21 protein-coding genes and 1 riboswitch are annotated in these 24,419 nt (G+C 74.1%); of the genes, 13 read left to right on the top strand and 8 right to left on the bottom strand.

Annotated elements, in window-relative coordinates; translation table 11 throughout:
* Positions 1-40 precede the first annotated feature (40 nt).
* Positions 41-712: a hypothetical protein gene (locus ACRRSS_RS09600; RefSeq protein ID WP_435970790.1), complete on the top strand. Its 672-nt coding sequence runs from the start codon at positions 41-43 to the stop codon at positions 710-712.
* 96 nt (positions 713-808) lie between these two features.
* Here the strand turns inward: ACRRSS_RS09600 and ACRRSS_RS09595 are convergent, their stop codons facing one another.
* The 3 genes from ACRRSS_RS09595 to ACRRSS_RS09585 all read right to left on the bottom strand — a co-directional run bounded on the left by ACRRSS_RS09595 (position 809) and on the right by ACRRSS_RS09585 (position 3,899).
* Positions 809-1,609: an enoyl-CoA hydratase/isomerase family protein gene (locus tag ACRRSS_RS09595; RefSeq protein ID WP_435970789.1), complete on the bottom strand. Its 801-nt coding sequence runs from the start codon at positions 1,607-1,609 to the stop codon at positions 809-811.
* Between the two features lie 128 nt (positions 1,610-1,737).
* Positions 1,738-1,959: a helix-turn-helix domain-containing protein gene (locus ACRRSS_RS09590; protein WP_005477683.1), complete on the bottom strand. Its 222-nt coding sequence runs from the start codon at positions 1,957-1,959 to the stop codon at positions 1,738-1,740.
* 341 nt (positions 1,960-2,300) lie between these two features.
* A complete protein-coding gene (locus tag ACRRSS_RS09585; RefSeq protein ID WP_351896598.1) occupies positions 2,301-3,899 on the bottom strand; it encodes an ABC-F family ATP-binding cassette domain-containing protein in 1,599 nt (532 codons plus the stop codon).
* A 267-nt stretch (positions 3,900-4,166) separates the two neighbouring features.
* On the opposite strand from ACRRSS_RS09585, the gene ypfJ reads away from it, so the two are divergent.
* Complete coding sequence (ypfJ, locus tag ACRRSS_RS09580) at positions 4,167-5,057, top strand: KPN_02809 family neutral zinc metallopeptidase (RefSeq protein ID WP_435970788.1); 891 nt, start codon at positions 4,167-4,169, stop codon at positions 5,055-5,057.
* Positions 5,058-5,124: 67 nt separating this feature from the next.
* Positions 5,125-5,526, top strand: coding sequence for a VOC family protein (locus ACRRSS_RS09575; protein WP_435970787.1), 402 nt, complete (start codon positions 5,125-5,127; stop codon positions 5,524-5,526).
* A 62-nt stretch (positions 5,527-5,588) separates the two neighbouring features.
* On the opposite strand, the gene ACRRSS_RS09570 is transcribed toward ACRRSS_RS09575, so the two are convergent.
* Positions 5,589-6,986 carry a hypothetical protein gene (locus tag ACRRSS_RS09570; protein ID WP_435970786.1) on the bottom strand — a complete coding sequence of 466 codons (1,398 nt, stop codon included), beginning with the start codon at positions 6,984-6,986 and terminating at the stop codon, positions 5,589-5,591.
* A 78-nt stretch (positions 6,987-7,064) separates the two neighbouring features.
* Entirely contained in the window at positions 7,065-8,192 is a 1,128-nt protein-coding gene (locus tag ACRRSS_RS09565; protein ID WP_435970785.1) for an alpha/beta hydrolase, read from the bottom strand.
* Positions 8,193-8,612: 420 nt separating this feature from the next.
* Here ACRRSS_RS09565 and ACRRSS_RS09560 point away from each other — a divergent pair, with 420 nt between their 5' ends.
* From ACRRSS_RS09560 to ACRRSS_RS09530, 7 genes are all read left to right on the top strand, one after another.
* Entirely contained in the window at positions 8,613-9,881 is a 1,269-nt protein-coding gene (locus ACRRSS_RS09560; RefSeq protein WP_435970784.1) for an anion permease, read from the top strand.
* Positions 9,882-9,893: 12 nt separating this feature from the next.
* Positions 9,894-10,115 (top strand): hypothetical protein, encoded by a 222-nt coding sequence (locus tag ACRRSS_RS09555; protein WP_435970783.1) that lies wholly within the window; start codon positions 9,894-9,896, stop codon positions 10,113-10,115.
* Positions 10,116-10,241: 126 nt separating this feature from the next.
* Positions 10,242-10,384: riboswitch (cobalamin riboswitch) on the top strand.
* A gap of 32 nt (positions 10,385-10,416) precedes the next feature.
* Positions 10,417-11,388, top strand: coding sequence for a cobalamin biosynthesis protein (locus ACRRSS_RS09550; RefSeq protein WP_435970782.1), 972 nt, complete (start codon positions 10,417-10,419; stop codon positions 11,386-11,388).
* Positions 11,385-12,893 carry a cobyric acid synthase gene (locus ACRRSS_RS09545; RefSeq protein WP_435970781.1) on the top strand — a complete coding sequence of 503 codons (1,509 nt, stop codon included), beginning with the start codon at positions 11,385-11,387 and terminating at the stop codon, positions 12,891-12,893. Before ACRRSS_RS09550 ends, ACRRSS_RS09545 begins: the two co-directional genes overlap by 4 nt.
* A gap of 97 nt (positions 12,894-12,990) precedes the next feature.
* Complete coding sequence (locus ACRRSS_RS09540; RefSeq protein WP_435970780.1) at positions 12,991-15,057, top strand: putative cobaltochelatase; 2,067 nt, start codon at positions 12,991-12,993, stop codon at positions 15,055-15,057.
* Positions 15,057-15,665: a cob(I)yrinic acid a,c-diamide adenosyltransferase gene (gene cobO / locus ACRRSS_RS09535; RefSeq protein WP_351896619.1), complete on the top strand. Its 609-nt coding sequence runs from the start codon at positions 15,057-15,059 to the stop codon at positions 15,663-15,665. The genes ACRRSS_RS09540 and cobO overlap by 1 nt, the downstream gene beginning before the upstream one ends.
* Positions 15,659-17,029, top strand: a complete 1,371-nt coding sequence (locus ACRRSS_RS09530; protein WP_435970779.1) for a cobyrinate a,c-diamide synthase — start codon at positions 15,659-15,661, stop codon at positions 17,027-17,029. The genes cobO and ACRRSS_RS09530 overlap by 7 nt, the downstream gene beginning before the upstream one ends.
* Positions 17,030-17,031: 2 nt before the next feature.
* On the opposite strand, the gene ACRRSS_RS09525 is transcribed toward ACRRSS_RS09530, so the two are convergent.
* Entirely contained in the window at positions 17,032-17,760 is a 729-nt protein-coding gene (locus ACRRSS_RS09525) for a ZIP family metal transporter (protein WP_435970778.1), read from the bottom strand.
* 21 nt (positions 17,761-17,781) lie between these two features.
* On the opposite strand from ACRRSS_RS09525, the gene cobC reads away from it, so the two are divergent.
* Positions 17,782-19,461 carry an Rv2231c family pyridoxal phosphate-dependent protein CobC gene (gene cobC, locus ACRRSS_RS09520; protein WP_435970777.1) on the top strand — a complete coding sequence of 560 codons (1,680 nt, stop codon included), beginning with the start codon at positions 17,782-17,784 and terminating at the stop codon, positions 19,459-19,461.
* A gap of 109 nt (positions 19,462-19,570) precedes the next feature.
* Here the strand turns inward: cobC and ACRRSS_RS09515 are convergent, their stop codons facing one another.
* Both ACRRSS_RS09515 and ACRRSS_RS09510 read right to left on the bottom strand, forming a co-directional pair.
* Complete coding sequence (locus ACRRSS_RS09515) at positions 19,571-20,557, bottom strand: SCO1860 family LAETG-anchored protein (RefSeq protein ID WP_435970776.1); 987 nt, start codon at positions 20,555-20,557, stop codon at positions 19,571-19,573.
* A gap of 327 nt (positions 20,558-20,884) precedes the next feature.
* Positions 20,885-21,610: a siderophore-interacting protein gene (locus tag ACRRSS_RS09510; RefSeq protein WP_435970775.1), complete on the bottom strand. Its 726-nt coding sequence runs from the start codon at positions 21,608-21,610 to the stop codon at positions 20,885-20,887.
* A 92-nt stretch (positions 21,611-21,702) separates the two neighbouring features.
* On the opposite strand from ACRRSS_RS09510, the gene ACRRSS_RS09505 reads away from it, so the two are divergent.
* Positions 21,703-23,820 carry a penicillin acylase family protein gene (locus tag ACRRSS_RS09505; RefSeq protein WP_435970774.1) on the top strand — a complete coding sequence of 706 codons (2,118 nt, stop codon included), beginning with the start codon at positions 21,703-21,705 and terminating at the stop codon, positions 23,818-23,820.
* Complete coding sequence (locus ACRRSS_RS09500; protein WP_435970773.1) at positions 23,817-24,386, top strand: GNAT family N-acetyltransferase; 570 nt, start codon at positions 23,817-23,819, stop codon at positions 24,384-24,386. Before ACRRSS_RS09505 ends, ACRRSS_RS09500 begins: the two co-directional genes overlap by 4 nt.
* Positions 24,387-24,419 lie beyond the last annotated feature (33 nt).

Genomic DNA, 24,419 nt, shown 5'->3' with positions numbered 1-24,419 from the left:
GTTACCCCGTTCCGCCCCGGGGATACGGCAGGCTGGGGTAATGACGACGGCTGAGGGTTGGACGGCGGCGGTACGGGCACGCCTCGCCCCGGGCAGGCTGCTGCCGCTCGGAACGGTGACGGACGGGGCCTGGATCACCGAGCGGGCGGTGCGCGAGGTACTCGGCCGGGCCGCGGCGGCGGTACCGGGAGTGGTGCCGGGCGAGCTGCGGATCGGCCCGGTGGAGGCGGAGCCGGAAGCGGAGCCGGAAGCGGAGCCCGGTCAGGGGCGGGAGGCCGGCGTACGCGTCTCGGCCTCGTTCGCCGTGACGGCCGGGCGCCCGCTCCCCGAGCTCGGCGAGGAACTGCGGACGGCGCTGCTCACGGCCGCCGAGGACGGGATCGGGCTGGTGGTGGCGGGCGTGGACCTGAAGGTCACGGACCTCCTCGACCAGGCTCCGCCGGAGGAGGGACCCCCCGCTCCCCCGCCCGGCCGGACCTCTCCGGCGACGGACGACCCCCTGGCCCTGGCGGCGCTCGGGGTGGCGGGTGTCGCGGGGGTGACGGACGCCCTGGGACCGCCGGTGCGACGGAGGCCCGACGAGGTCCGGGTGGAGGTGGCCGTGACGGCCGGCGCCCGGCCCCTGGACGTGGCCCGCGCGGTGCGGACGGCCGTGACCGCGGCCGCCCCGGAGGGCGCCGCGGTCACGGTCGTGGTGTCGGAGTTCCGCTAGAGCCCGCCCGATGGGGCCTTCCGGGTCCGGAGAGGCTCGCGGGGAGAGGCTCGGAGATCCGCCGAACGGGTCCCGGGCCGCCCCGGCGGGCGGGCGTCAGTCGCCGAGGCCCGCGAGGTCGCGCAGACGGCGGGCCTGGGCGGCCCGCTCGGCGGTGCGCTGCTCCTCGTACGAGCGGCCGGCGGCACCCCGGAGGAGCGCCTTGGTCTCGGTGACCGCGGCGCGCGGCGCCGCGAGCAGGGCCGCGCCGAGGTCCCGTACCGCCGCGTCGAGCTCGTCGGCGGGCACGGACAGGTTGGCGAGACCGATGCGCTCGGCCTCCTCCGCGTGGACGAAGCGCCCGGTGGCGCAGATCTCGAGCGCGCGGGCGTAGCCGACGAGCGAGACGAGCGGGTGCGTCCCGGTCAGGTCCGGGACGAGACCCAGGCTGGTCTCGCGCATGGCGAACTGCACGTCGTCGGCGACGACCCGCAGGTCGCAGGCGAGGGCGAGCTGGAAGCCCGCGCCGATGGCGTGGCCCTGGACGGCCGCGATCGACACGAGGTCACTACGGCGCCACCAGGTGAACGCCTCCTGGTACTCGGCGATCTCCGCGTCGAGGTCCTCGTCGGAACCGCGCGCGAGATCGAGGAAGGACGGCTCTCCGTCGAAGCCCTCGGGCGTGAACGCCTGCCGGTCGAGTCCGGCGGAGAAGGACTTTCCCTCACCGCGCAGCACGACGACCCGCACGCTGCCGGGCAACGACCGGCCGGCTTCTGTCAACGCCCGCCACAGAGCGGGAGACTGAGCGTTGCGCTTCGCCGGATTGGTCAGGGTCACCGTGGCAACGGCGTCCTCGACGGTGAGCCGTACACCGTCCTTGTCGAATACGAGCTCAGAGTCGTCGAGCGTGGGCATGGGGCGCCTCCGGTTCCGGTGCAGCACTGCATCAGATGCTAAGTGACTGCACAGTAACCACCTGGCCGGTCCGTGGACCGACCGGGTGGCCACCGAGAGACCCGGTGGCCCGGTCGAGCCGCCCCATGTCAGGCCGAGGCGGTCTTCTTGCCCCGTGTCGCTCCGCCGCGTCCACGCAGCGTGACTCCGGACTCGCTCAGCATCCGGTGGACGAATCCGTAGGAGCGGCCGGTTTCCTCGGCCAGCGCCCGGATGCTCGCACCGGAGTCGTACTTCTTCTTCAGGTCTGCCGCGAGCTTGTCGCGCGCGGCGCCGGTCACCCGGCTGCCCTTCTTCAGAGTCTCGGCCACCCGTGCCTCCTCATGGGAAGTGCGCTCTGGACTTCTCATGATCACCCCTCCCGTCCGTCCTGGCCACCCATTCGACAAGGTCCATGCCGCCGGGTTTGTGGACAGGTGCGACGTCGACACGAACGGAAGCTCGGATTCCGCCGGGACGGAAACGGTTCTCCGTACCGCATGGCGCGGGAAGTGCCAGGTCAGCGCGGCAGGACGAACACGCGTACGGCGCGGGTCCGCCGGAAGGATTCGGCAGAGCACCGCGCCGGGGGTACGAGACGCACTCACTCAGATGAAGGATCACCCGTGGGCCGAATGATCCAGCCGGGAATGATCACCCGCCCGCCTCCGGGTCAGGCGAGCGCCACCAGGTCCGCGTAGTCCGGGCCCCACAGGTCCTCGACACCGTCCGGGAGCAGGATGATCCGCTCCGGCTCCAGCGCGTCGACCGCGCCCTCGTCGTGGGTGACCAGGACGACGGCGCCCTTGTAGGTCCGCAGGGCCCCGAGGATCTCCTCGCGGCTCGCCGGGTCCAGGTTGTTGGTGGGCTCGTCCAGGAGCAGCACGTTCGCCGAGGAGACGACCAGCGTGGCCAGGGCGAGGCGGGTCTTCTCACCGCCGGAGAGGACCCCGGCCGGCTTGTCGACGTCGTCGCCGGAGAAGAGGAAGGAACCGAGCGTCTTGCGGACCTGGACGAGGTCGAGGTCCGGCGCGGCCGAGCGCATGTTCTCCAGGACGCTGCGCTCGGGGTCGAGCGTCTCGTGCTCCTGGGCGTAGTAGCCGAGCTTGAGGCCGTGGCCCGGGGTCACCTCGCCGGTGTCGGGCTTCTCGGCGCCCGCGAGCAGCCGCAGCAGCGTCGTCTTGCCCGCGCCGTTGAGGCCGAGGATGACGACGCGCGAGCCCTTGTCGATCGCGAGGTCCACATCGGTGAAGATCTCCAGCGAACCGTAGGACTTGGAGAGCCCCTCGGCCGTCAGCGGGGTCTTGCCGCAGGGCGCCGGGTCAGGGAAGCGGAGCTTGGCGACCTTGTCGGAGGCGCGCACCGCCTCCAGGCCGGAGAGCAGCCGCTCGGCCCGCTTGGCCATGTTCTGCGCGGCCACGGTCTTGGTGGCCTTGGCGCGCATCTTGTCGGCCTGCGAGTTGAGGGCGGCGGCCTTCTTCTCGGCGTTCTGGCGCTCGCGCTTGCGGCGCTTCTCGTCGGCCTCGCGCTGCTGCTGGTAGAGCTTCCAGCCCATGTTGTAGACGTCGATCGTGGAGCGGTTGGCGTCCAGGTAGAAGACCTTGTTGACCACGGTCTCGACGAGGTCGACGTCGTGGGAGATCACGATGAAGCCGCCGCGGTAGCTCTTCAGGTAGTCGCGCAGCCAGACGATGGAGTCGGCGTCGAGGTGGTTCGTGGGCTCGTCGAGGAGGAGCGTGTCGGCGTCGGAGAAGAGGATCCGGGCGAGCTCGACGCGGCGGCGCTGACCACCGGAGAGGGTGTGCAGCGGCTGACCGAGGACCCGGTCGGGCAGACCGAGGGCGGCGGCGATGGTGGAGGCCTCGGCCTCGGCCGCGTATCCGCCCTTGGTCAGGAACTCGGTCTCCTGGCGCTCGTACTGCTTCATCGCCTTGTCGCGGGTGCCGCCGGAGCCGGTGGCGATGCGCTCCTCGTTCATCCGCATCTTCTTGAGGAGGACGTCGAGGCCGCGGGCGGAGAGGATGCGGTCCCGGGCGAGCACGTCGAGGTCGCCGGTGCGCGGGTCCTGCGGGAGGTAGCCGACCTCGCCGGAGCGGGCGATCTGGCCGGCGGCGGGGACGCCCTCGCCCGCGAGGCACTTGGTGAGCGTGGTCTTGCCCGCTCCGTTGCGACCGACGAGGCCGATGCGGTCGCCCTTGGCGACGCGGAAGGAAGCGGACTCGATGAGGACTCGGGCGCCGGCGCGCAGCTCGATGCCGGAAGCGGTGATCACGGACAGACTCCAGGGCGGTGGGAAACGGCGGAAGGACGACTGGTGGAGGGCTTCGACGCCGCTAGTGCACGGGGAGAATGGCCATACGGCCAGTCTAACGGGCGCCTGCAACTGCTTTTCGGCCATGTGGGGGCGCGGGGGCCGGATCGGATCTTTCTCACATACCCCGCCACTGCTTGACAAAAGGGGCGGGTAGCGAGAGATCGGCCGATACTCGGCGCAGGGCGGCGGCCTCTGCCGCGACGGTGACGCGGAGGGTGGTGGACCGTGCAGTTCGACGACGACGCCGATCTGGACACCTCGGAGGTCAAGGACGTCCGGGGCAGCCGCGTCCCGGGCGGCCGGGCGACCGTCGGCGGCGGCATCATCGGCTTCATCGCCCTGGTCCTGGGCCTGCTCCTCGGGGTGGGACCGGACCAGCTCGGACTCTCCGGCGGCGGCGACGAACCGGCCGCCACCTCCTCCTCGGCGGCCCAGGTGAACCAGAGCTGCAGGAAGGGCTCGGACGCCAACACCCGCGAGGACTGCCGGATCGTCGCCGTCGTCAACAGCGTCCAGGACTTCTGGCGGAGCGAGTACGCGCGCCGGGGCGGCACCTACGGGAACGCGGCCACCGTCATGTTCAGCCGGCGGGTCCCGACCGCCTGCGGCTCGGCGACCTCGGCGGTGGGGCCCTTCTACTGCCCCGGCGACCGGCAGGTCTATCTGGACCTGGGCTTCTTCGACGAGCTGCGCACGAAGTTCGGGTCGACCGGCGGACCGTTCGCCCAGGCGTACGTCGTGGCGCACGAGTACGGCCACCACGTCCAGAACCTCATGGGGACGCTGAGCCGCGCCCAGGACGGGCGGACCGGCGCGAACTCCAACGCCGTACGGGTCGAGCTCCAGGCCGACTGCTACGCGGGGGTGTGGGCGCGGCACGCCACCACCACGCCCGACGACCGGACGGGCCGGCCGCTGCTGACCCGGCTGACGGACGAGGACATCCGGGACGGCCTGGACGCGGCGGCCGCGGTGGGCGACGACCGGATCCAGGAGAGGTTCCAGGGCCGGGTGACCCCGGAGAACTGGACGCACGGCTCCGCGGCCCAGCGCCAGCAGTGGTTCTACGAGGGCTACCGGACGGGTGACATGGCCCGGTGCGACACCTTCCGCTGATTGCCGGCGGGGGCTGCCAGAATGAGACCCGGGTCACATTCGACTGAATCGAGAGGAAGTGATCGGGATGGCCGAGGCACCCCAGGTCTGTCCGACGCTGACGTACGAGGACGCGAAGGCGGCGATCACCCAGCTCACGGAGGGCTTCGGCTTCGCCGCGACCGCCGTGTACGAGGGCGAGGACGGCCGGATCGCGCACGCCGAGCTGTCGTACGGGAACGGCATGGTCATGCTGGGCAGCAAGGGCACCGGCAGCGAGTTCGACAAGCTGATGGGCGGGGCGGGCCCGGTCGGCGTCTTCGTGCACGTGGACGACGTGGACGAGCACCACGCCCGCGCGGTGGCCCACGGCATCGAGATCGTGATGGCGCCCAAGGACCAGGACTACGGATCGCGGGACTACATGGCCCGGGACGCCGAGGGCAACATCTGGAGCTTCGGGACGTACACCCCCGGCGCCGCGGAGTAGGCGGACGGCGCCGGGCGGGGGGCGTACGCCCCTCGTCGGGCTCCCCCGGAGGGGGCTCCCCGTCACGCTCCCCCGGTGTGGACCTGGAAGGCGGCCCTGCGGACCGCCTTGGCCAGGGCCGGGTCCGGATGGGCGGCGGCGAGGGCGACCAGGACCTGGACGGTACGGGGATGGCCGACGGCCCGGACCTCGTCGAGCAGCGCCGGGACGGTGCCCTGCACGGCGGAGTCGAGGTGCCGGACGAGCAGCTCGGTCTCGCCGTGGTCGGCGACGGCCGCCGCCGTGTCCACCCAGAGCCAGGTGGCCTCCTCGCGGGTGAGGACCTCCTGGGCGTCGTCGGGGTCGGCGCCCTCGTACTCCGCCAGCCAGAGCAGCGCGTACGGGCGCAGGGACGGCTCGGCGACGGTGGCCCGCACCTCGGCCTCGGCGGGGGCGCCGACGACGCGGAGCGCCTCGAAGGCGAGCCCGCGCAGCAGCGCGTCCTCACCCCGGGCGACGGCGAGGAGTTCGGCCACCGCGCTGGAGAGGGTGCGGGCCGCGAGCCAGGCGCGGTACTCGGCGCGGGCCGGGCCGGGGGTGAGCCGGGCGCAGCCGCGGAGCATGTCCCCGGCGGACTGCTCGATGTTGCCGGCGGGGCTCTGCGCGGCGACGCAGATCTGCTCCAGCTTGACCCAGACCGCCCAGTTGCCGAGCGGGGTCAGGGTGGCGTGACGCCCCTCCGCGCCGGGGTCCAGGGTGAGCGCGCCGACGGCCGCGAGGCCTTCGAGGGCCCAGTCGAGGAGGGCCGGGAGCCCGTCGGTGCCGGGGAGACCGGCGGCCTCGGGGGCCGACTCGGCCACCGGGACCTCGCAGCGCTCCCCGCGCAGCTCCTCGACGCGCTGGCCGAGCAGGTCGAGGAGGGCCGGGACGAGGACCGGGCCCTGGGAGAGCTGGAGCAGCGAGAGCACCTGCGGGACGGCTTCGACGACCTCGGCGACGGCGCTCGGCTCGAACCCCTCGGGGGCCGGGTGCACCAGGGACCAGGCGTCGAAGAGGGCGACCCAGCCGCGCAGCACGGCGGAGTCGTCGCGGTCCCAGGCGTGCAGCCGCCAGCCGGGGCGGGCGGTGTCGCCGTGCAGTTCGACGAGTCCGGCGAGCCGGGCGCGGTCCCAGCCGGCCCGGATCTGGCCGGGTGTCAGGTCCAGTGCGGCGGCGGCCCGTTCCTGCGCGGAGCCGGTACGGAGGGCCGCGTCGGCGCCGCGCTCGACGGCGGCCCAGCGGGCGATGCGTACGGCGGCGGCGAGGACGTGCCGGGCCTGGCGGGCCAGCTCCGAGCGGGGCGGAGTGCCCTCGGGCGGCCGCGGCGCCGGCCGGGTGCGCCGGGTCGTCACGGCCCGTCGGGCGGTGGCCAGTGCCCGCGGGCGGACGAGTCGGAGTCTGGAGTTGCGCGCCAATGGTTCATCGGGCTTTCGAGACGTCACGGGGGCAGTCTTCCCGCTGACGGCCCGAAAGCCCAATCGGAATCGGCCGTCCCGTCCCCGGCGCCCCCTGCCGGGGTCCTAGAGGAGCGGGGTGAGGAAGCGGCGGAGGGCTTCCTCGTAGCGGATCGGGTCGGCGTTCCACATCGCCGCGTGCGGGGCCTGCCGCACGGCCTGGAGGGTGACCAGATCGGGGCGGCGGGCGGCGAGTTCCACGGACGGCTCCCAGGGGGAGATGGTGTCGTCGGGGCCGTGGAGGAGGAGGACGGGGACGCGCAGGGCGCCGGGCTCGGAGGCGTCGCGGAGCAGGTCGCCGTGGGGCCCGATCCTGCCCTGTGCGGCGCGGACCGCGAGCGCGCGCAGGGGTCCCGGGACGTGGTGGGCGGCGGCGAGGTTGCGGAGGGTGGCCTCCTGGTCGAGGACCGGGGAGTCGAGGACGAGGCCGCTGATCCGGTCGCGCACCCCGGACTCGGCGGCGGCGCGCAGGGCCATCGAGGCTCCGGTTCCCCAGCCGTGCAGGACGACCTTGGCGGCGCCCCGGCGGACGGCGTAGCGGATCGCCGCGTCGACATCGCGCCACTCGGAGTCGCCGAGGTGGGCCAGGCCGTCCGGGGAGGCGGGCGCGCCCTCGTCGCCGCGGTAGGCGGGGACGAGGACGGGGATCTTGCGGTGGTTGTAGAAGGGGACGACGTTCAGCGGTTGCTCGCGGGTGGTGCCGAGGCCGTGCAGGGCGATCACCCAGGTGGTGCGGGGGGCCGCCACCAGCCAGCCCGGCAGGGGGCCGAGCTCGCCGGGGATCTCGACGTCCTCCTGCGCGAGCCCGAGGGCGCTGATGGGCGTGCCGATGTGCAGCTGGGGCGTGAAGCGGACGCGGGCGCCGGGGCCGAGCACCCCGAGTTCGACCCGTTGCAGGCGTCGCACGACGGTGTCGGCGGTGTGCGGGACCCGGTCGAGGACGGGGCCGACGACGGCGTGGAGTCCGTGGCCCTCGATCCCGTACGTGCCGGGGCGCAGTGAGGCGATGCTGCGGGTGAGGGTGATCCGCTCGGGGCCGGTGGCGTGCACGGTGAGCCGTGGGTCCCCGGGCAGGGGATGTCCGGACGGCGCCCTGAGGGCGACGTCGCTGGCGTACCGGCCGGCCGCGATCACGGCCGCGCCGACACCGAGCAGAGTGGTGACGGCCGCTGCCGTCGCTGTAGCCGGGCGCACGCTCCCAGTCTCGGCAGGGTGCGGTCGAACTGCCACCGGACGGACCCGGGCGGGGGGAGGGGTGAGGAGGGAGCGGGGCGGGGCACGCTCCCCCGGGGCACGCGCTCCCCGGGCCTCCGCGAGCCCCTCCATGGAGTGACATGGGTCTCGTCCGCGGGGTCCCCCGGTCGGATGGTTCGGTCCGGGGAGCGGAACCGGATGGCGGAGGAGGAACCGGGGCAGGTCGCACGTGCCCTGTGATGGCCCGGATTACCCGGGGTTGCGGGGTGACCGCATCGTGGACACCCGGCTCGTCCGGGGGTTAAGCGGAATGCCTTGACACCGGATAGGGACACCACGCCGCCCGACCCAGTTCACCTTCCGTTCACTCAGGTTGCCTACGTTCGGCTCGCCACTGACGTCAAACGATTGCCTGGGTAAATGGAACACATCACGCTGCTGCTCGCCATTGTGGTCGTGACAGCTCTCGTGTTCGATTTCACGAACGGTTTCCACGACACCGCCAACGCGATGGCCACGACCATCTCGACCGGTGCCCTCAAGCCGAAGACGGCGGTGGCCATGTCCGCCGTGCTGAACCTCGTCGGCGCGTTCCTGTCCGTGGAGGTCGCCAAGACGATCTCCGGCGGGATCATCAACGAGGAGGGCATCCGCACAGAGGTGATCTTCGCCGCGCTGGTCGGCGCCATCCTGTGGAACCTGCTGACCTGGCTGCTGGGGCTGCCGTCCAGCTCCTCCCACGCCCTCTTCGGCGGCCTCATCGGCGCCGCGGTCATGTCGGCCGGCTGGTCGGCCGTGAACGGCCCCACCATCGTCACCAAGGTCCTCATCCCGGCCATCGCCGCGCCCCTCGTCGCCGGCCTCGCCGCGATGGCCGCCACCAGGCTGACGTACAAGATCAAGGCCAACCCCGAGGCGAAGGCCACGGCCAAGGGCTACCGGGCCGGCCAGATCGCCTCCGCCGGTCTCGTCTCCCTCGCCCACGGCACCAACGACGCCCAGAAGACGATGGGCATCATCACCCTCGCCCTGGTCACCCAGGGTGTCGTCGCCCCCGGCTCGAACCCTCCGATGTGGGTCATCGTCTCCGCCGGTGTCGCCATCGCCCTCGGCACCTACCTCGGTGGCTGGCGCATCATCCGCACCATGGGCAAGGGCCTCACCGACCTCCAGCCGCAGCAGGGCTTCGCCGCCCAGACCAGCGCCGCGACGGTCATCCTGGCCTCCTCGCACCTGGGCTTCTCGCTCTCCACCACCCAGTCCTGCTCGGGTGCCGTGATGGGCGCCGGCCTCGGCCGCAAGGGCGGTGTCGTCCGCTGGTCGACCGCCACCCGGATGTTCGTCGCCTGGGGTCTGACCCTGCCCGCCGCGGGTCTGGTCGGCGCAGGCGCCGAGTTCCTCACCAAGCAGGGCCCCTGGGGCATCGCCGCCGTCGCGGTGCTGCTGGTCGTCGGCTCCGCCGTCATCTGGTCGCTCTCCCGCCGCAAGCCGGTCGACCACAACAACGTCACCGACGACGACCTCGACGCCGAGCCCGCGGGTGTGGTGACCACCGCCATCGCGGCCGTCACCCCGCCGCCGGCCGCCGGTTCCGTCGCCGCCGTCGCGGACGAGGACCTCAAGACCACCATCCCGGCGCCGGTCCCCACGGACCCGGCCGCTCCCCCGGCCCCCGCCGCAACGGTGTAAGGAACGAACGACATGAAGATCGACTGGGCAGCCCTCGGCTCCGTCTTCGGAGTCAGCCTCGTGGCGACCGTCGCCCTCGTGGGCCTCTTCACCCTCGGGATCGTCGGCCTCGGCAAGCAGGAGGAGGCCGCCGCCCGCGGTGACTCCGCCGCCCTGGCCCGCACCGGCGCCTACGCCTGCTTCGGCCTCTGCCTCGCGGCCGTGGCCTACGGCATCTACCTGATCGTCGCCTGACGGTCCCCGCTCCACCGGCCGGGCGGCCCGCACTCTCGGTGCGGGCCGCCCGGCCGTCGTCTGTCCACCGCCCTCTCTGTGGTGCTCCGCACAGTGCGCCGCCGCAGGTCAAGGGTGAGTTGACGCCCCTTCTCGGGGCGTGGTGGACTGCCGAGGCCATTACGGCGGCAGAAGAGGAAGTCCGGTGCGAATCCGGCGCGGTCCCGCCACTGTGACCGGATCCCCAGGGTCCGGGAGTCAGGAACTCTCGCCGCCGGTCACGTCGATCCAGGGCGCGGACCCTGAGTGAGGACAGAGCGCCATGCCCGGCCGCAGCAGTACCACCGGTGTGTTCGCGTACGGCGCGGCCGCGGGCCTCGCCGTCGACCTGCTCGTCGGCGACCCCCGGCGCGGACACCCCGTCGCCGTGTTCGGCCGGGCCGCCGCCGCCGTCGAGGAACGCCTCCACCACGACCACCGCGGCTGGGGCGCCCTGCACACCGCCGTCTGCGCCGGCTCCACCGTCGCCCTGGGCGCGCTCGCCGCACGGGCCGTGCGGAACCGCCCGGCCGCCGCCGCGGCCCTCACCGCGGCCTCCGTCTGGGCCGTCGTCGGCGGTACGACCCTGGGCCGGGAGGCACGCGCGATCGGCGGGGCGCTGGCCGCCGGCGACCTGGAGGTGGCCCGGGAACGGCTGCCGCACCTCTGCGGCCGCGACCCGCACTCCCTCGACGGACCGGCGATGGCCCGCGCGGTCGTCGAATCGGTCGCCGAGAACACCTCCGACGCCGTGGTCGGCGCCCTCTTCTGGGGCGCGGTCGCGGGCGTACCGGGCCTGCTCGGCTTCCGGGCCGTCAACACCCTCGACGCGATGGTCGGCCACAGGTCGCCGCGCCACCGCCGATTCGGCTGGGCCTCGGCCCGGCTCGACGACGTGGCCGGCTGGCCCGGGGCCCGGCTGACGGCCGCGCTCGCGACCGTCGCGGGCGGGAACCCCCGCGGGGCCGTACGGGCCTGGCGCGCGGACGCGGCGAAGCACCCCAGCCCCAACGCGGGCCCCGTCGAGGCCTCCTTCGCGGGGGCCCTCGGCGTACGGCTCGGGGGGACCCTGGCGTACGGCGGCCGGGTCGAGCACCGGCCGGTGCTCAACGGGGCGGGGCGGCCCGTCGAGATCGCGGACATCGACCGGGCGGTCGGCCTCTCGCGCCGGGTGACCGCGCTGACCCTGGTCGCCTGTGTGGGCGGCCGCATCATCATCGGTGCCCTGGCGGCCCGGAAGCGGAGGAACGCATGAGGGGCGGAGGGCTGCTCGTCGCCGGGACCACCTCCGACGCGGGCAAGAGCGTCGTCACGGCCGGCATCTGCCGGTGGCTGGTCCGGCAGGGCGTCAAGGTCGCGCCCTTCAAGGGACAGAACATGTCCCTCAACTCCTTCGTCACCCGCGAGGGCGCCGAGATCGGGCGGGCCCAGGCCATGCAGGCGCAGGCCGCCCGCGTCGAGCCGACCGCGCTGATGAACCCGGTGCTGCTCAAGCCGGGCAGCGACCGCTCCAGCCAGGTCGTCCTGATGGGCAGGCCGGTCGGTGAACTCAGCGCTCGCGGCTACCACGGAGGGCGCCAGAAGGAGCTGTTCGAGCCGGTCCTGGCCTGCCTGGAGGAGCTGCGGAGCACGTACGACGCGGTGATCTGCGAAGGGGCCGGCAGCCCGGCCGAGATCAACCTGCGGCGCACCGACATCGTGAACATGGGCATAGCGCGGGCCGCGCGGCTGCCCGTGGTCGTGGTCGGGGACATCGACCGGGGCGGGGTCTTCGCCCAGTTCTTCGGGACGACGGCGCTGCTCGCGCCCGAGGACCAGGAGCTGATCGCCGGATACCTCGTGAACAAGTTCCGGGGCGACGTGACCCTGCTCGAACCCGGGCTCGACATGCTGTACGACCTCACCGGGCGGCGGACCTTCGGCGTCCTGCCGTACGCCCACGGGCTCGGCATCGACGAGGAGGACGGCCTCCGGGTCTCGCTGCGCGGCACCGTCCGCGAGTCGGTCGTGGCGCCGCCGGTCGGCGCGGACGTGCTGCGGGTCGCCGTCTGCGCCGTACCCCTCATGTCCAACTTCACGGACGTCGACGCGCTGGCCGCCGAGCCGGGCGTCGTCGTCCGGTTCGTCGACCGGCCCGAGGAGCTCGCCGACGCGGACCTCGTCGTCGTGCCCGGCACGCGCGGCACGGTCAAGGCACTCGCCTGGCTGCGGGAACGCGGCCTCGCCGACGCGCTCGCCCGGCGCGCCGCCGAGGGCCGCCCGGTGCTCGGCGTCTGCGGTGGCTTCCAGGTGCTCGGCGAGCGGATCGAGGACGAGGTCGAGTCGCGGGCCGGAACCGTCGACGGGCTCGGACTGCTGCCCGTACGCGTCAGGTTCGCGCGCGAGAAGACGCTGGCCCGGCCGGTCGGCGAGGCGCTCGGGGAGCGGGTCGAGGGGTACGAGATCCACCACGGGATCGCGGACGTACGGGGCGGGGAACCGTTCCTGGACGGCTGCCGGGTCGGGTCCGTCTGGGGCACGCACTGGCACGGCTCCCTGGAGAGCGACGGGTTCCGGCGGGCGTTCCTGCGGGAGGTCGCGGCGGCGGCCGGACGGCGGTTCGTACCGGCTCCGGACACGTCGTTCGGGGCGCTGCGGGAGGAACAGCTGGACCGGCTGGGCGATCTGATCGAGGAGCACGCGGACACGGGGGCGCTGCTGCGGCTGATCGAGGAGGGGGCTCCGGCGGGGCTGCCGTTCGTGCCGCCGGGAGCGCCGTGAGCGAGAAGGGCGCGGCCGGCCCCCGCGGGTGCTCACCCGCCGCCGACGGCCGCGCGTCGTCATTCGAACGTCAGCAACCTGAAGGAGAGACCTGCCGATGAGCACCCGGTATCCGTTCACCGCCGTCGTCGGTATGGACGACCTGCGGCTCGCGCTGCTGCTCAACGCCGTCAGCCCCGCCGTGGGCGGTGTGCTGGTCCGGGGCGAGAAGGGGACCGCCAAGTCCACCGCCGTCCGGGCGCTCGCCGAGCTGCTGCCCGCGGTTCCCGTCGTCGCCGGCTGCCGGTTCAGCTGCGACCCGGCCTCCCCCGACCTCGGCTGCCCCGACGGACCGCACGGGACCGCGCCCGGCACCGAGCGGCCCGCGCGGATGGTCGAACTGCCCGTCGGCGCCTCCGAGGACCGGCTCGTCGGCGCGCTCGACATCGAGAAGGCGCTCGCCGACGGCGTGAGGGCCTTCGAGCCGGGACTCCTCGCCGCCGCGCACCGGGGCATCCTCTACGTCGACGAGGTCAATCTCCTCAGCGACCACCTCATCGACCACCTCCTCGACGCCGCCGCCATGGGCGCCTCCCACGTCGAGCGTGAGGGCGTCTCCGTGCGGCACGCGGCCCGCTTCCTGCTCGTCGGCACGATGAACCCCGAGGAGGGCGAGCTCCGGCCGCAGTTGCTCGACCGGTTCGGTCTGACCGTCGAGGTCGCCGCCTCCCGCGAGCCCGAGCAGCGCGTCGAGGTCGTCCGGCGACGGCTCGCCTTCGAGGACGACCCGGCCGCGTTCGCCGCGCGCTGGGCCGACGAGGAGACCGCGCTGCGCGGCCGGATCACGGCCGCCCGCGCCCTGCTGCCCCAGGTGACCCTCGGGGACGCCGTGCTGCTCCAGATCGCCGCGACCTGCGCCGCCTTCGAGGTGGACGGCATGCGTGCCGACATCGTCATGGCCCGGGCCGCGACCGCGCTCGCCGCCTGGGCCGGACGCACCGAGGTCACCTCCGAGGACGTACGGCAGGCCGCGCTCCTGGCCCTCCCCCACCGCCGGCGCCGCTCCCCCTTCGACGCCCCCGGCCTCGACGAGGACAAGCTCGACGAGACCCTGGAGCAGTTCAAGGGCGAGGAGCCGCACTCCGACCCGGACGAGGACCCCGAGCCGGACGGCCCGGGGGACGGCGGGCCCGGCGGCGGCGGTCCCGGCGGCATTCCGCCGCAGGGTGACGGGCCGGCGACGGATCCGGAGACCGGTCACGAGGACTCCGCCGTCCCGGACTCCCCCACGCCCGAGGAGGCTCCCGCGCCCGCGCCGCAGCGAGCCGGGGCCGGGGGGCGCGCCGCCGTCGCCGCCTCCGAGCCCTTCCGTACGAAGGTGCTGAGCGTGCCGGGTCTCGGCGAGGGCGCGGCCGGGCGCCGTTCCCGGGCCCGTACCGACCACGGCCGCACCACCGGCTCCGTACGCCCCCGGGGTGCGCTGACCAAGCTCCACCTGGCCGCGACCGTGCGGGCCGCCGCCCCGCACCAGAAGGCCCGCGGGCGGTCCGGCCCCGGCCTCGTGGTCCGCCGGGACGACCTGCGGCAGGCGACCCGGGAGGGACGGGAGGGGAACCTGGTGCTCTTCGCCGTGGACGCCTCCGGTTCGATGGCGGCGCGGCAGCGGATGAGCGCCGTCAAGGGCGCCGTCCTCTCCCTGCTGCTCGACGCCTACCAGCGGCGCGACAAGGTCGGCCTCGTCACCTTCCGGGGCCGTGACGCCGAGGTCGCGCTGCCGCCGACCTCGTCCGTCGACGCGGCCGCCGCCCGGCTCGAGAAGCTCCCGACCGGTGGCCGTACGCCCCTGTCGGCCGGGCTCCTCAAGGCCCACGACGTCCTGCGGGTGGAGCGGCTGCGGGACCCCTCGCGCCGCCCGCTGCTCGTCGTCGTGACCGACGGGCGCGCGACCGGCGGCGGCGCCGACCCGGTGGCGCTGGCCGCCCGCGCGGCGCGGCTGCACGCGTCCGAGGGCACGGCCTCCGTCGTCGTGGACTGCGAGACCGGACCGGTGCGGCTCGGGCTCGCCCGGGAGCTCGCCCGTGAACTCGGCGGCACCGCCGTCACCCTGGACGAGCTGCGCGCCGACTCGATCGCCGGCCTCGTCAAGGACGTACAGGCAGGACAGACAACCAGGAGGGCCGCTTAATGCCGCAGGGACAGCCGACCGTCGTCCCCGACGACGGTCTCACCACCCGTCAGCGCCGCAACCGCGCGCTGGTGATGGTGCACACGGGCGTCGGCAAGGGGAAGTCGACCGCCGCGTTCGGCATGGCGCTGCGCGCCTGGAACCAGGGCTGGCCGATCGGGGTGTTCCAGTTCGTCAAGTCCGCCAAGTGGAAGGTCGGCGAGGAGAACGCCCTCAAGGCGCTCGGCGAGACCGGCAAGGGCGGCACCGTCACCTGGAACAAGATGGGTGAGGGCTGGTCCTGGATCCAGCGCGAGGTCGCCGAGGGCGAGCAGTCGCACGAGGACAAGGCCCGCGAGGGCTGGGAGCAGGTCAAGCGGGACCTGGCGGAGGAGCGCTACAAGTTCTACGTCCTCGACGAGTTCGCGTACCTCCTGCACTGGGGCTGGATCGACGTCGCGGAGGTCGTCGAGGTGCTGCGTGACCGCCCCGGGCACCAGCACGTCGTCATCACCGGCCGCAACGCGCCGCGGGAGCTGGTCGACTTCGCGGACCTCGTCACCGACATGTCCAAGGTCAAGCACCCGATGGACGCCGGTCAGAAGGGCCAGCGGGGCATCGAGTGGTAGCACGTCTCGTCATCGCCGCGCCCTCCTCGGGCGCGGGCAAGACCACGGTCGCGACCGGCCTGATGGCCGCGTTCGCCGGCCGTGGTCTGGCCGTCTCCCCGCACAAGGTCGGCCCCGACTACATCGACCCCGGCTACCACGCCCTGGCGACCGGCCGCCCGGGCCGCAACCTCGACGCGTACATGTGCGGTACGGGGCTGATCGCGCCGCTCTTCGCGCACGGGGCGCGCGGCTGCGACCTGGCCGTGATCGAGGGGGTCATGGGCCTCTACGACGGGGCCGCCGACCAGGGCGAACTCGCCTCCACCGCGCAGGTGTCGAAGCTCCTCAAGGCGCCCGTGGTGCTCGTCGTCGACGCGTCGTCGCAGTCGCGGTCGGTGGCGGCGCTCGTGCACGGCTTCGCGTCGTGGGATCCGGAGGTGCGGATCGGGGGCGTGATCCTCAACAAGGTCGCGACGGACCGGCACGAGCACCTGCTGCGGGAGGCGCTCGGGGAGTCCGGGGTGCCGGTGCTCGGCGTGCTGCGGCGGGCGCCCGCCGTCGCGACGCCCTCGCGCCACCTGGGGCTCGTGCCGGTGGCCGAGCGGCAGGCGGCGGCGGTGTCCGCGGTGGCGGCGCAGGCCGAGCAGGTGTTGGCCGGGTGCGACATGGAGGCGTTGCTCGCGTTGGCGCGCAGCGCGCCGGAGCCGCACACGGAGGCGTGGTCGCCGGAGGTCGTCGGGCGGCCGCGCGCGGCGGGGCCCGTGGTGCCCGCGCCGAGGGTCGCCGTGGCCGGCGGCGCCGCCTTCACGTTCTCGTACGCCGAGCACACCGAGTTGCTGACCGCCGCCGGCGCCGAGGTCGTGACCTTCGATCCGCTGCGGGACGAGGCGCTTCCCGAGGGGACGAGCGGGCTCGTCATAGGCGGCGGGTTCCCCGAGATGTACGGGAGCGAGCTCTCCGCCAACGAGCCGCTGCGGAAGGCCGTCGCCGGACTCGCCGCCTCCGGGGCGCCGATCGCCGCCGAGTGCGCCGGGCTGCTCTACCTGGCGCGGTCGCTGGACGGCACGCCCATGTGCGGGGTGCTCGACGCGGACGCGCGGATGTCGGAGCGGCTCACGCTCGGGTACCGGGACGCCGTCGCCGTGAGCGACAGCGTTCTCGCGCCCACCGGGGCGCGGATGCGCGGGCACGAGTTCCACCGCACCGTGATCGAGCCGGGTGCCGGGGCGTCCGCCGCCTGGGGGCTGCGGCAGCCGGAGCGGCGTGTCGAGGGCTTCGTCCAGGGCGGGGTGCACGCCAGTTACGTGCACACCCACTGGGCGGGGGCTCCCGAGGCCGCCGCGCGGTTCGTCGAGCGGTGCGCGGGCGGTCCGGTCGCGTGAGGTCAGCCGCCGGAGACTCCCACCACGAGCCAGATGAAGCCGACGCCCGCCCCCGTGCACAGCAGGGTGGAGCGGGCGGGGTGTTCGTGGTGGGCCTCCGGCAGGATCTCGGAGGCGGCCAGGTAGAGCAGGGCGCCGCCGAAGAAACCGAGATAGCCGCCGAGGAGTTCCTCCGGAAGGGTGAACAGCAGGGTGGACGCGGCGCCGACGATCGGGGCGACGGCGTCCGCGACGAGCATGGCGACCGCCTTGCGGCGGGCGTTCCCGTAGAGGCTCGTGATCGTGTACGTGTTGAAGCCGTCGGCGAAGTCGTGGGTGATGACGGCGACCGCGACGGCGGCGCCCATGCCGCCGCCGACCTGGAAGGCGGCGCCGAGCGCGATGCCGTCCATGAGGCTGTGACCGACCATCGCGGCGGCCGCCGTCAGGCCGACCTGGGGGACCCGTTCGTCGGCGCCGACACCGTGCGCCGCCCGGCGTACGGCGAGGAGCCGCTCCACGACATGGGCGAAGAGGAAGCCGCCGACGAAGAGCAGCAGGGCCTCCGGAACACCGAAGACCTGGTCGCCCGCCGCGTCCAGCGCCTCGGGGAGCAGGTCGAGTCCCACGACGCCGAGCATGAGTCCGCCGGCGAGGCCGAGGACGAGGTGGCGCCGGTCCGTGACGCGCTGTGCGACCCAGCCGCCGAAGAGCGTCATGAGGAACGCGCCGAGCGCGACGACTACAGCCATGGGCCTTTGGTATCGGATCGGGTGGCGTCCGCGCACCTCGGCGTCGGGGCCAGGCCGGGGACGCCGGTGGACGAGGTGCTCGCCCTGGTCGGCGAGGTCCTGGGAGAGGCGGGGCTGACGCGCGCGGACGTCCGGTCGCTGGCCACGCTCGACGCGCGGGCGGCGGAGCCGGGCGTCGTGGGGGCGGCGGCGGAGCTCGGCGTACCGGTGCGGGGGTTCACGGCCGGGGAGCTGGCGGCCGTGTCCGTACCGCATCCGTCGGCGCTGCCGCTGGCCGCGACGGGGACGGCGTCGGTGGCGGAGGCGGCGGCGCTCCTGGCGGCGGAGGGCGGGGGGACGCGGGCGCGTACGGACGCGGGGGACGGGACAGGGGCGGGCGCCTGTACGGACGCGGGGGACGGGACAGGGGCGGGCGTGCGTACGTCCGCGCGCGCCGAGGTCCGTACCGGCTCCGTCGCCGGTGCCGTGCTGCTCGTGCCGAAGCGGAAAACCCGGCGGGTAACGTGCGCTCTCGCCGCTTGCGTCCCGGTTCGTCCGAACGAAGATGCCCCAGGCGTACGGTTGTTGCCCCGAACTCACGGGTACATCGCTGGCGAGCCTGGCTCACCCCCCACCATCCCCACCCCCCACGCGACGGCGGCCATGGACATGCACACGCATACCGACGCCCACGACCTGCGCCACCACGGTGACGCCGAGGTCCGGGACGAGAAACTCATCGATCTGGCGGTCAACGTCAGGACGAACACCCCACCCGACTGGCTGCGGGAGCGCATCGCCGACTCCCTCACCGGGCTCGCCGCCTACCCCGACGAGCGGGCCGCGCGGGCGGCGGTCGCCGAGCGGCACGACCTGCCGTCGAACCGGGTGCTGCTCACGGCCGGCGCGGCGGAGGCCTTCGTGCTGCTCGCCCGGGCGCTGCCGGTGCGCAGACCCGTCGTGGTGCACCCGCAGTTCACCGAGCCGGAGGCGGCGCTGCGCGATGTCGGCCACGACGTGCGCCGGGTGCTGCTGCGCGAGGAGGACGGATTCCGGCTGGATCCGGCGTCGGTTCCCGAGGACGCGGACCTCGTGGTGATCGGGAACCCCACGAACCCGACCTCCGTGCTGCATCCCGCCGCCTCGATCGCCGCGCTCGCCCGGCCGGGGCGGACCCTGGTCGTGGACGAGGCCTTCATGGACGCGGTGCCGGGCGAGCGCGAGTCGCTGGCCGGGCGGACCGACGTGCCGGGGCTCGTGGTGCTGCGCAGCCTCACCAAGACCTGGGGCCTCGCCGGTCTGCGGATCGGGTACGCGCTGGCCGAGCCGGAGACGGTCGTGGCCCTGGAGGGGGCGCAGCCGCTGTGGCCGGTGTCGACGCCCGCCCTGGTGGCGGCGGAGGCGTGCATGTCGCGTGCGGCGCTCGCGGAGGCCGAGCACGCGGCGCACCGGATCGGCGTGGAGCGGGCCCATCTGCTGGCCGGGCTCGCGGAGTTCGACGAGGTGCGGACGGTGGAGGGGTCGGAGGGGCCCTTCGTGCTGCTGCGGATCGACGGGGCGGACGCGGTGCGGGAGCGGCTGCGGTCGCTGGGGTTCGCGGCCCGCCGGGGTGACACGTTCCCGGGGCTCGACCGGAACTGGCTGCGGATCGCGGTCCGGGACCGGGTGACGACGAACCGCTTCCTCCAGGCGCTCGACCAGGCGCTGTTGATGGGCGGCTGACCGTACGCACACGGGTCCGGGGAGGGCGACGTCGTCACCGTCGCCCTCCCCGGACCCCTTCACGCCTCCCCCGCGGCGCCCCCGGGCGCGTCCCCCCTCGGGCCTGCGGTCAGCCCCGGGAGCGGGCGCGCGAGCGGGTCAGCGCGAGGGCTCCGCCGCCGGCCACGAGGAGCGCGAGGGCTCCGCCGGCGATGTACGGGGTGGTGGAGCTGCCGCCGGTCTCGGCGAGGTTCTGGGTGGGCGTCGTGCCGCCGTTGTCGGTCGTGACGCCCCCGGCCTCGCTCGGTTCGGGCGAGGGCTTCTGCGTGGGCTGCTCCGAGGGCCGCTCGGTGGGCTTCTCGGTCGGCTTCTCGGTGGGCTTCTGGGTCGGGGCCGGGCCCTTGGGCGTCTCGCAGGTCGCCTCGGCGAGCGTCACGGTGCCGTTGACCTCGGCGACTCCGAGCTTCAGCGGGTCGACCTCCACCTTGAGTTCGAGGGCGGTCGCGGCCGCCGTACGCGAGGTGGTGGAGGTACGGGAGAGGTCGAGGGTGACCTGGCCGATGCCCGGCACGGTGACCTGGGTCCGGCCGCCGGTGGAGAGGGTGGTCTTCTTGCCGAAGACGGTGACGTGCCCGAGGACGCCGGACTCGGCGACCGGCTTCCTCCCCACCTCGCAGAGCGCCTTGGAGGTGACCTTCTGGACCTCGATCAGCGAGAGCAGCGGGATTCCGGGGACGTGGACCTGGGCCTTGACCAGGTTGACGTACCCCTCGGCCTTCTTCTCGTCCACGGTGGCCCGCGAGGTGGCGACGTCGGCGGCGAGGATGTCGATCGGCTGACCGCCCTCGGCCCCCCGCACCTTCACGGAGAGCGCGGTCTCGCTCTCCGTCTGCGGTGCCTTGACCTCGTTGAGGGAGACCCGCACCGGCACGTCGACCGTCTTGTCGAGCAGGGAGACGTCGAGCCCGGTCCGCAGGACGACGGCGGTGGCACGCCCTTCGCCGCCCGTGGCGTGCGCCGCCGGGGCCACCAGGAGCACGGGACCGACGGCCAGGGCGGCGACGGTCGCGGCGGCGGCGGAACGGCGTACGGGCAGGCGGAAGGTGTTGCTGTTCAAGATGGTGGAACCCCCACAGGAGACATGGCGTCGCCGGCCGCTCACCACGGGGACGGTGGGTCGGCGCGGCCTCGGCGACTTGAGACACCGGAATCTTTACGCACGGAGAGTGAACCCACAGTTGCCTGACGTGAGTTCACTCCAAAGGGGGGTTTCCGTGTTCATTTTCGATTTTTTTAGACACAACCGTTCCCGGGCGCCCCGCGTCTTTCGCACGCACGGGGAGAGCCGAGAAGGGTGTCAACGACCGGCGCCGCACCGGGGTAACGGATCGTCAACCCGGTGCGCGCCGTCGGCATGCCCGGCGGCCGGTGCGGGCCGGTGCGGCTAGCTCGCGCGCCAGTACCCGAGCGCGTGGACGCGCTCCTTGGGGAGCGCCAGCTCCTTGCGCGCGTACGTGGCGAGGGTGCGGGTGGTCGCGGTGTCGCAGGCGATCCAGACGTACGGGTCGGAGCCGGACGCGGCCAGCCCGGGCAGCTCGGCCTTCACCCGGGCGACCAGGTCGGCGCCGCCGTCCCGGCGCGGCACCCGGCGCAGCTCGTGGTGCTCGGTGTCGAGCCGGACCGGCAGGTCCTCGTCCGAGGCGTGCTGGGTCTCGAACCAGACGGTGGCCGGGACGCCGGGGAGCGCGTCGAGCAGGGAGTTGACCGCGGGCAGCGAGGCCGGGTCGCCGACCACGAGCAGCCGTCCGGGGAGCGGGGCGGGGGCCTCGAAGCCGGTGCCCTGGAGGGTCGCGTCCACGGTGTCGCCGGGGGCGCAGGCGCGGGCCCAGTGGCTGGCGACGCCGTCGTGGAGCGCGAACTCCAGGCTGAAGGTGCCGGCCTCCTGGTCGGGGTCGACCAGGGTGTAGGCGCGCTGGTGCGGCTTGCCGCCGTTGTCGAACCAGAGGCGCACCCACATCGTCGGATGGATTCCGGCGGCCGCGAGCAGACCCCCGTCGGTGAAGTGGACCCTGCGGTAGTCCTCGGTGACCTGCTCGGCCCCCGTCACGGTGAACGTGAAGTCCCTGCCTCGGAACAGCTTGAGAACGGCACCCTGCCAGCCGTGACCCACGGCAATCCCCTCCCCTGAACTCCTGTACGTTAATTTAGGTCAGCCTAACCTAAGAAAACCGCAGTGGACATGGCAGAAGGCCATGTCAGGACATGGACGGGATCGGGAACTCCGTGAGCATCGAGGTCTACCGGGACGCCTGGGGCGTCCCCCATCTGCGCGCCGCGGACCCGGACGAACTCGCCTTCGCCCAGGGCCGCGTCACCGCCCGGGACCGGGCCTGGCAGCTGGAGGTCGAACGGCACCGCGCCCAGGGCACCACGGCCGCCTTCCTCGGCACCGCCGAACTCGCCTGGGACACCTTCGCCCGGCGCTCCCGGCTCGCCGACACCGCCCGCCGCTGCTTCGAGCGGCTCGCACGCGAGGACGCGCCGACCGCCGCGTGGGTCCGCGCGTACGTGGACGGGGTCAACGACGGCCTGACCGAGGGCGCCGGACGCGCCCCCGAGTTCGCGGAGACCGGCCTCGCGCCCGGCCGGTGGGAGCCGTGGACCCCGCTCGCCGTCTGGCTCACCACCCACATCCTGTTCGCCGGCTTCCCCGCCAAGCTGTGGCGCGAGGAGGTCGCCCGACGGCTCGGCGAGGAGTGGACCGAGCTCTTCGCGACCGACGGGCCCGGCACCTCCGGCTCCAACGGCTGGCTCCTCTCGGGCGAGCGGACCGCGAGCGGAGCGGCCCTGGTGGCCGGCGACCCGCACCGGTTCATCGAGGCACCCGGCGTCTACCAGCAGATCCGGCTCGCCTGCCCCGCGTACGACGTCGTGGGCATCGCCGTGCCGGGCATCCCCGGACTCGCCCACTTCGGCCACACCGGGCCGGTCGCCTGGGCCATCACCAACGCGATGGCGGACTACCAGGACCTCTACCGGGAGCGGCTGCGGCGGCTCCCGGACGGCAAAGTGGAGGCGTACGGCCCCGGCGGGTGGCGCCCGGCGGCGGCGCACACCGAGACGATCGAGGTCAGGGACGGGGGACCGGTCGCGATCGAGGTGATCGAGACGGACCGGGGTCCGGTGATCATCGGCGCCGACGAGGAGCCGGCGGCGAGTTCCGCCCCCTGGGAGGCCATCGCCCTGCGCTACCCGCCCCGTGTCACCGCGGAGCTCGGTTTCGGGGTCCTGCCCGCACTGCTGCGCTCCCGGACCGTCGCCGACGTCGACGCCGCCCTCGACGGCTGGGTCGAGCCCGTGAACGTCGTCCTGGCCGCCGACACCCGGGGCGGTCTGCTGCACCGGGTGGCCGGCCACGTCCCCGTACGGCACCGGGCCAACTCGCTGCGCGTCGTGCCCGCCTGGGACCCGGCACACGACTGGGAGACCGCCCCGGCGCCGCTGCCCCGCGCCGAGGTGGCCGGCCACGCCGTGATGGCCAACGCCCGGGGCCTGGCCGCGCCCCTGGGGGTCGAGTTCGCCCCGCCGCACCGGGCGGCCCGGATCGACGCGCTCCTCGGCGCCTCGGCGGAGTGGACCCCGGAGACCACGACGGCCGTCCACCGCGACACCGACAACCCCTCGGCGGCCCGCCTCCTCGCGGCGGTGGCACGGGTGGGCGGCCCGGGGGACCGCGATCCCCTCTCCCCCGCCGCCTCCGCCGTGCGGGACCGGCTGCTCGCCTGGGACCGGCGGATGGACGCGGACAGCACCGACGCCGGGCTGTACGCCGCCGTGCGCGGGGCCGTGGTGCGGCGGCTCGCCGCCCACGAGGCCTTCGCGGCGCTGCGCGAACCCGCCCCGTACCCCGAGGTGTTCCGGCCCTGGCTGGCGCTCGGCCCGCGCGTCGCCCACGCCCTGGAGACCCTGCTCGTCGCCGGGCCGGTGCCCGCCGGGGACGTCGACCGGATCGTGCGCGAGGCGCTCGACGAGGTCGCCTCCGGCGAGCCGCCGGCCGCCTGGGGCGCGACGCACCGGCTCGCGCCCTGGCAGGCGCTGCCCGACCCCGACGACGACCGGTGGCCGGGGCTCGGCGGGGACCACGACTGCGTGCTCTCCACCTCCAGCGTCCCCGGGTGGACCGACCGCAGCGCCCGCGCCTCCGCCGCCCGCTACGTCTGGGACCTCTCCGACCGCGAACGGAGCGGCTGGATCGTGCCGTTCGGCGCCTCCGGCGTTCCCGGCGACCCGCACCACCGCGACCAGCTTCCGCTGTGGCTGAGGGGCGAACTCGCCCCCGTCACCACCGACTGGCAGTACCTCACCAAGGAGCAGGGATGACCACCACGACCGCCGCCTACGTCCACCGGGTCGAGGGCCTCGGCACCGTCGCCGTCCGGCCCGTCGAACCCGACCGCGACGCCCCGGTCCTGCACGGCTGGGTCAACGAGGAGCGGTGCCGTTTCTGGGGCATGGTCGGCACCACCGTCGAGCAGGTCCGGGACATCTACGCGCACCTCGACTCGCTCACCACCCACCACGGCTTCCTGGTGAGCCTGGACGGCGAGCCCGTCGCCCTCCTGCAGACGTACGACCCCGGGGCCGACCGGGTGAGCGAGTGCTACGAGGTGCTCCCCGGGGACGTCGGCGCCCACTTCCTCATCGCGCCGAACGGCACCCCCCGCCCCGGCTTCACCGGCGCGCTCCTCTCCGCCCTGGTCGCCTTCGTGCTGCGGGACCACACCCGGGTGGTCGTCGAGCCGGACGCCGCCAACGAGAAGGCGATCGCCCGCATGGTGCGCGCCGGGTTCGAGCTGGGCCCGGAGGTCGTGCTCCCCGAGGTGGACCTGCCGGAGGTCTTCCTCCCGGAGAAGAAGGCCCGGCTCGCCTTCCTGACCCTCCGCTAGCCCTCGCCCCACCGGGGCCCGACCGGCCTCCGG

The organism is Streptomyces sp. Qhu_M48 (genome assembly GCF_051305195.1).
In the GTDB taxonomy this organism is placed as follows: Bacteria; Actinomycetota; Actinomycetes; order Streptomycetales; family Streptomycetaceae; genus Streptomyces.
The sequence above is the reverse complement of the archived record's forward strand: the minus strand, read 5'-3'. Positions and strand labels throughout refer to the sequence as shown.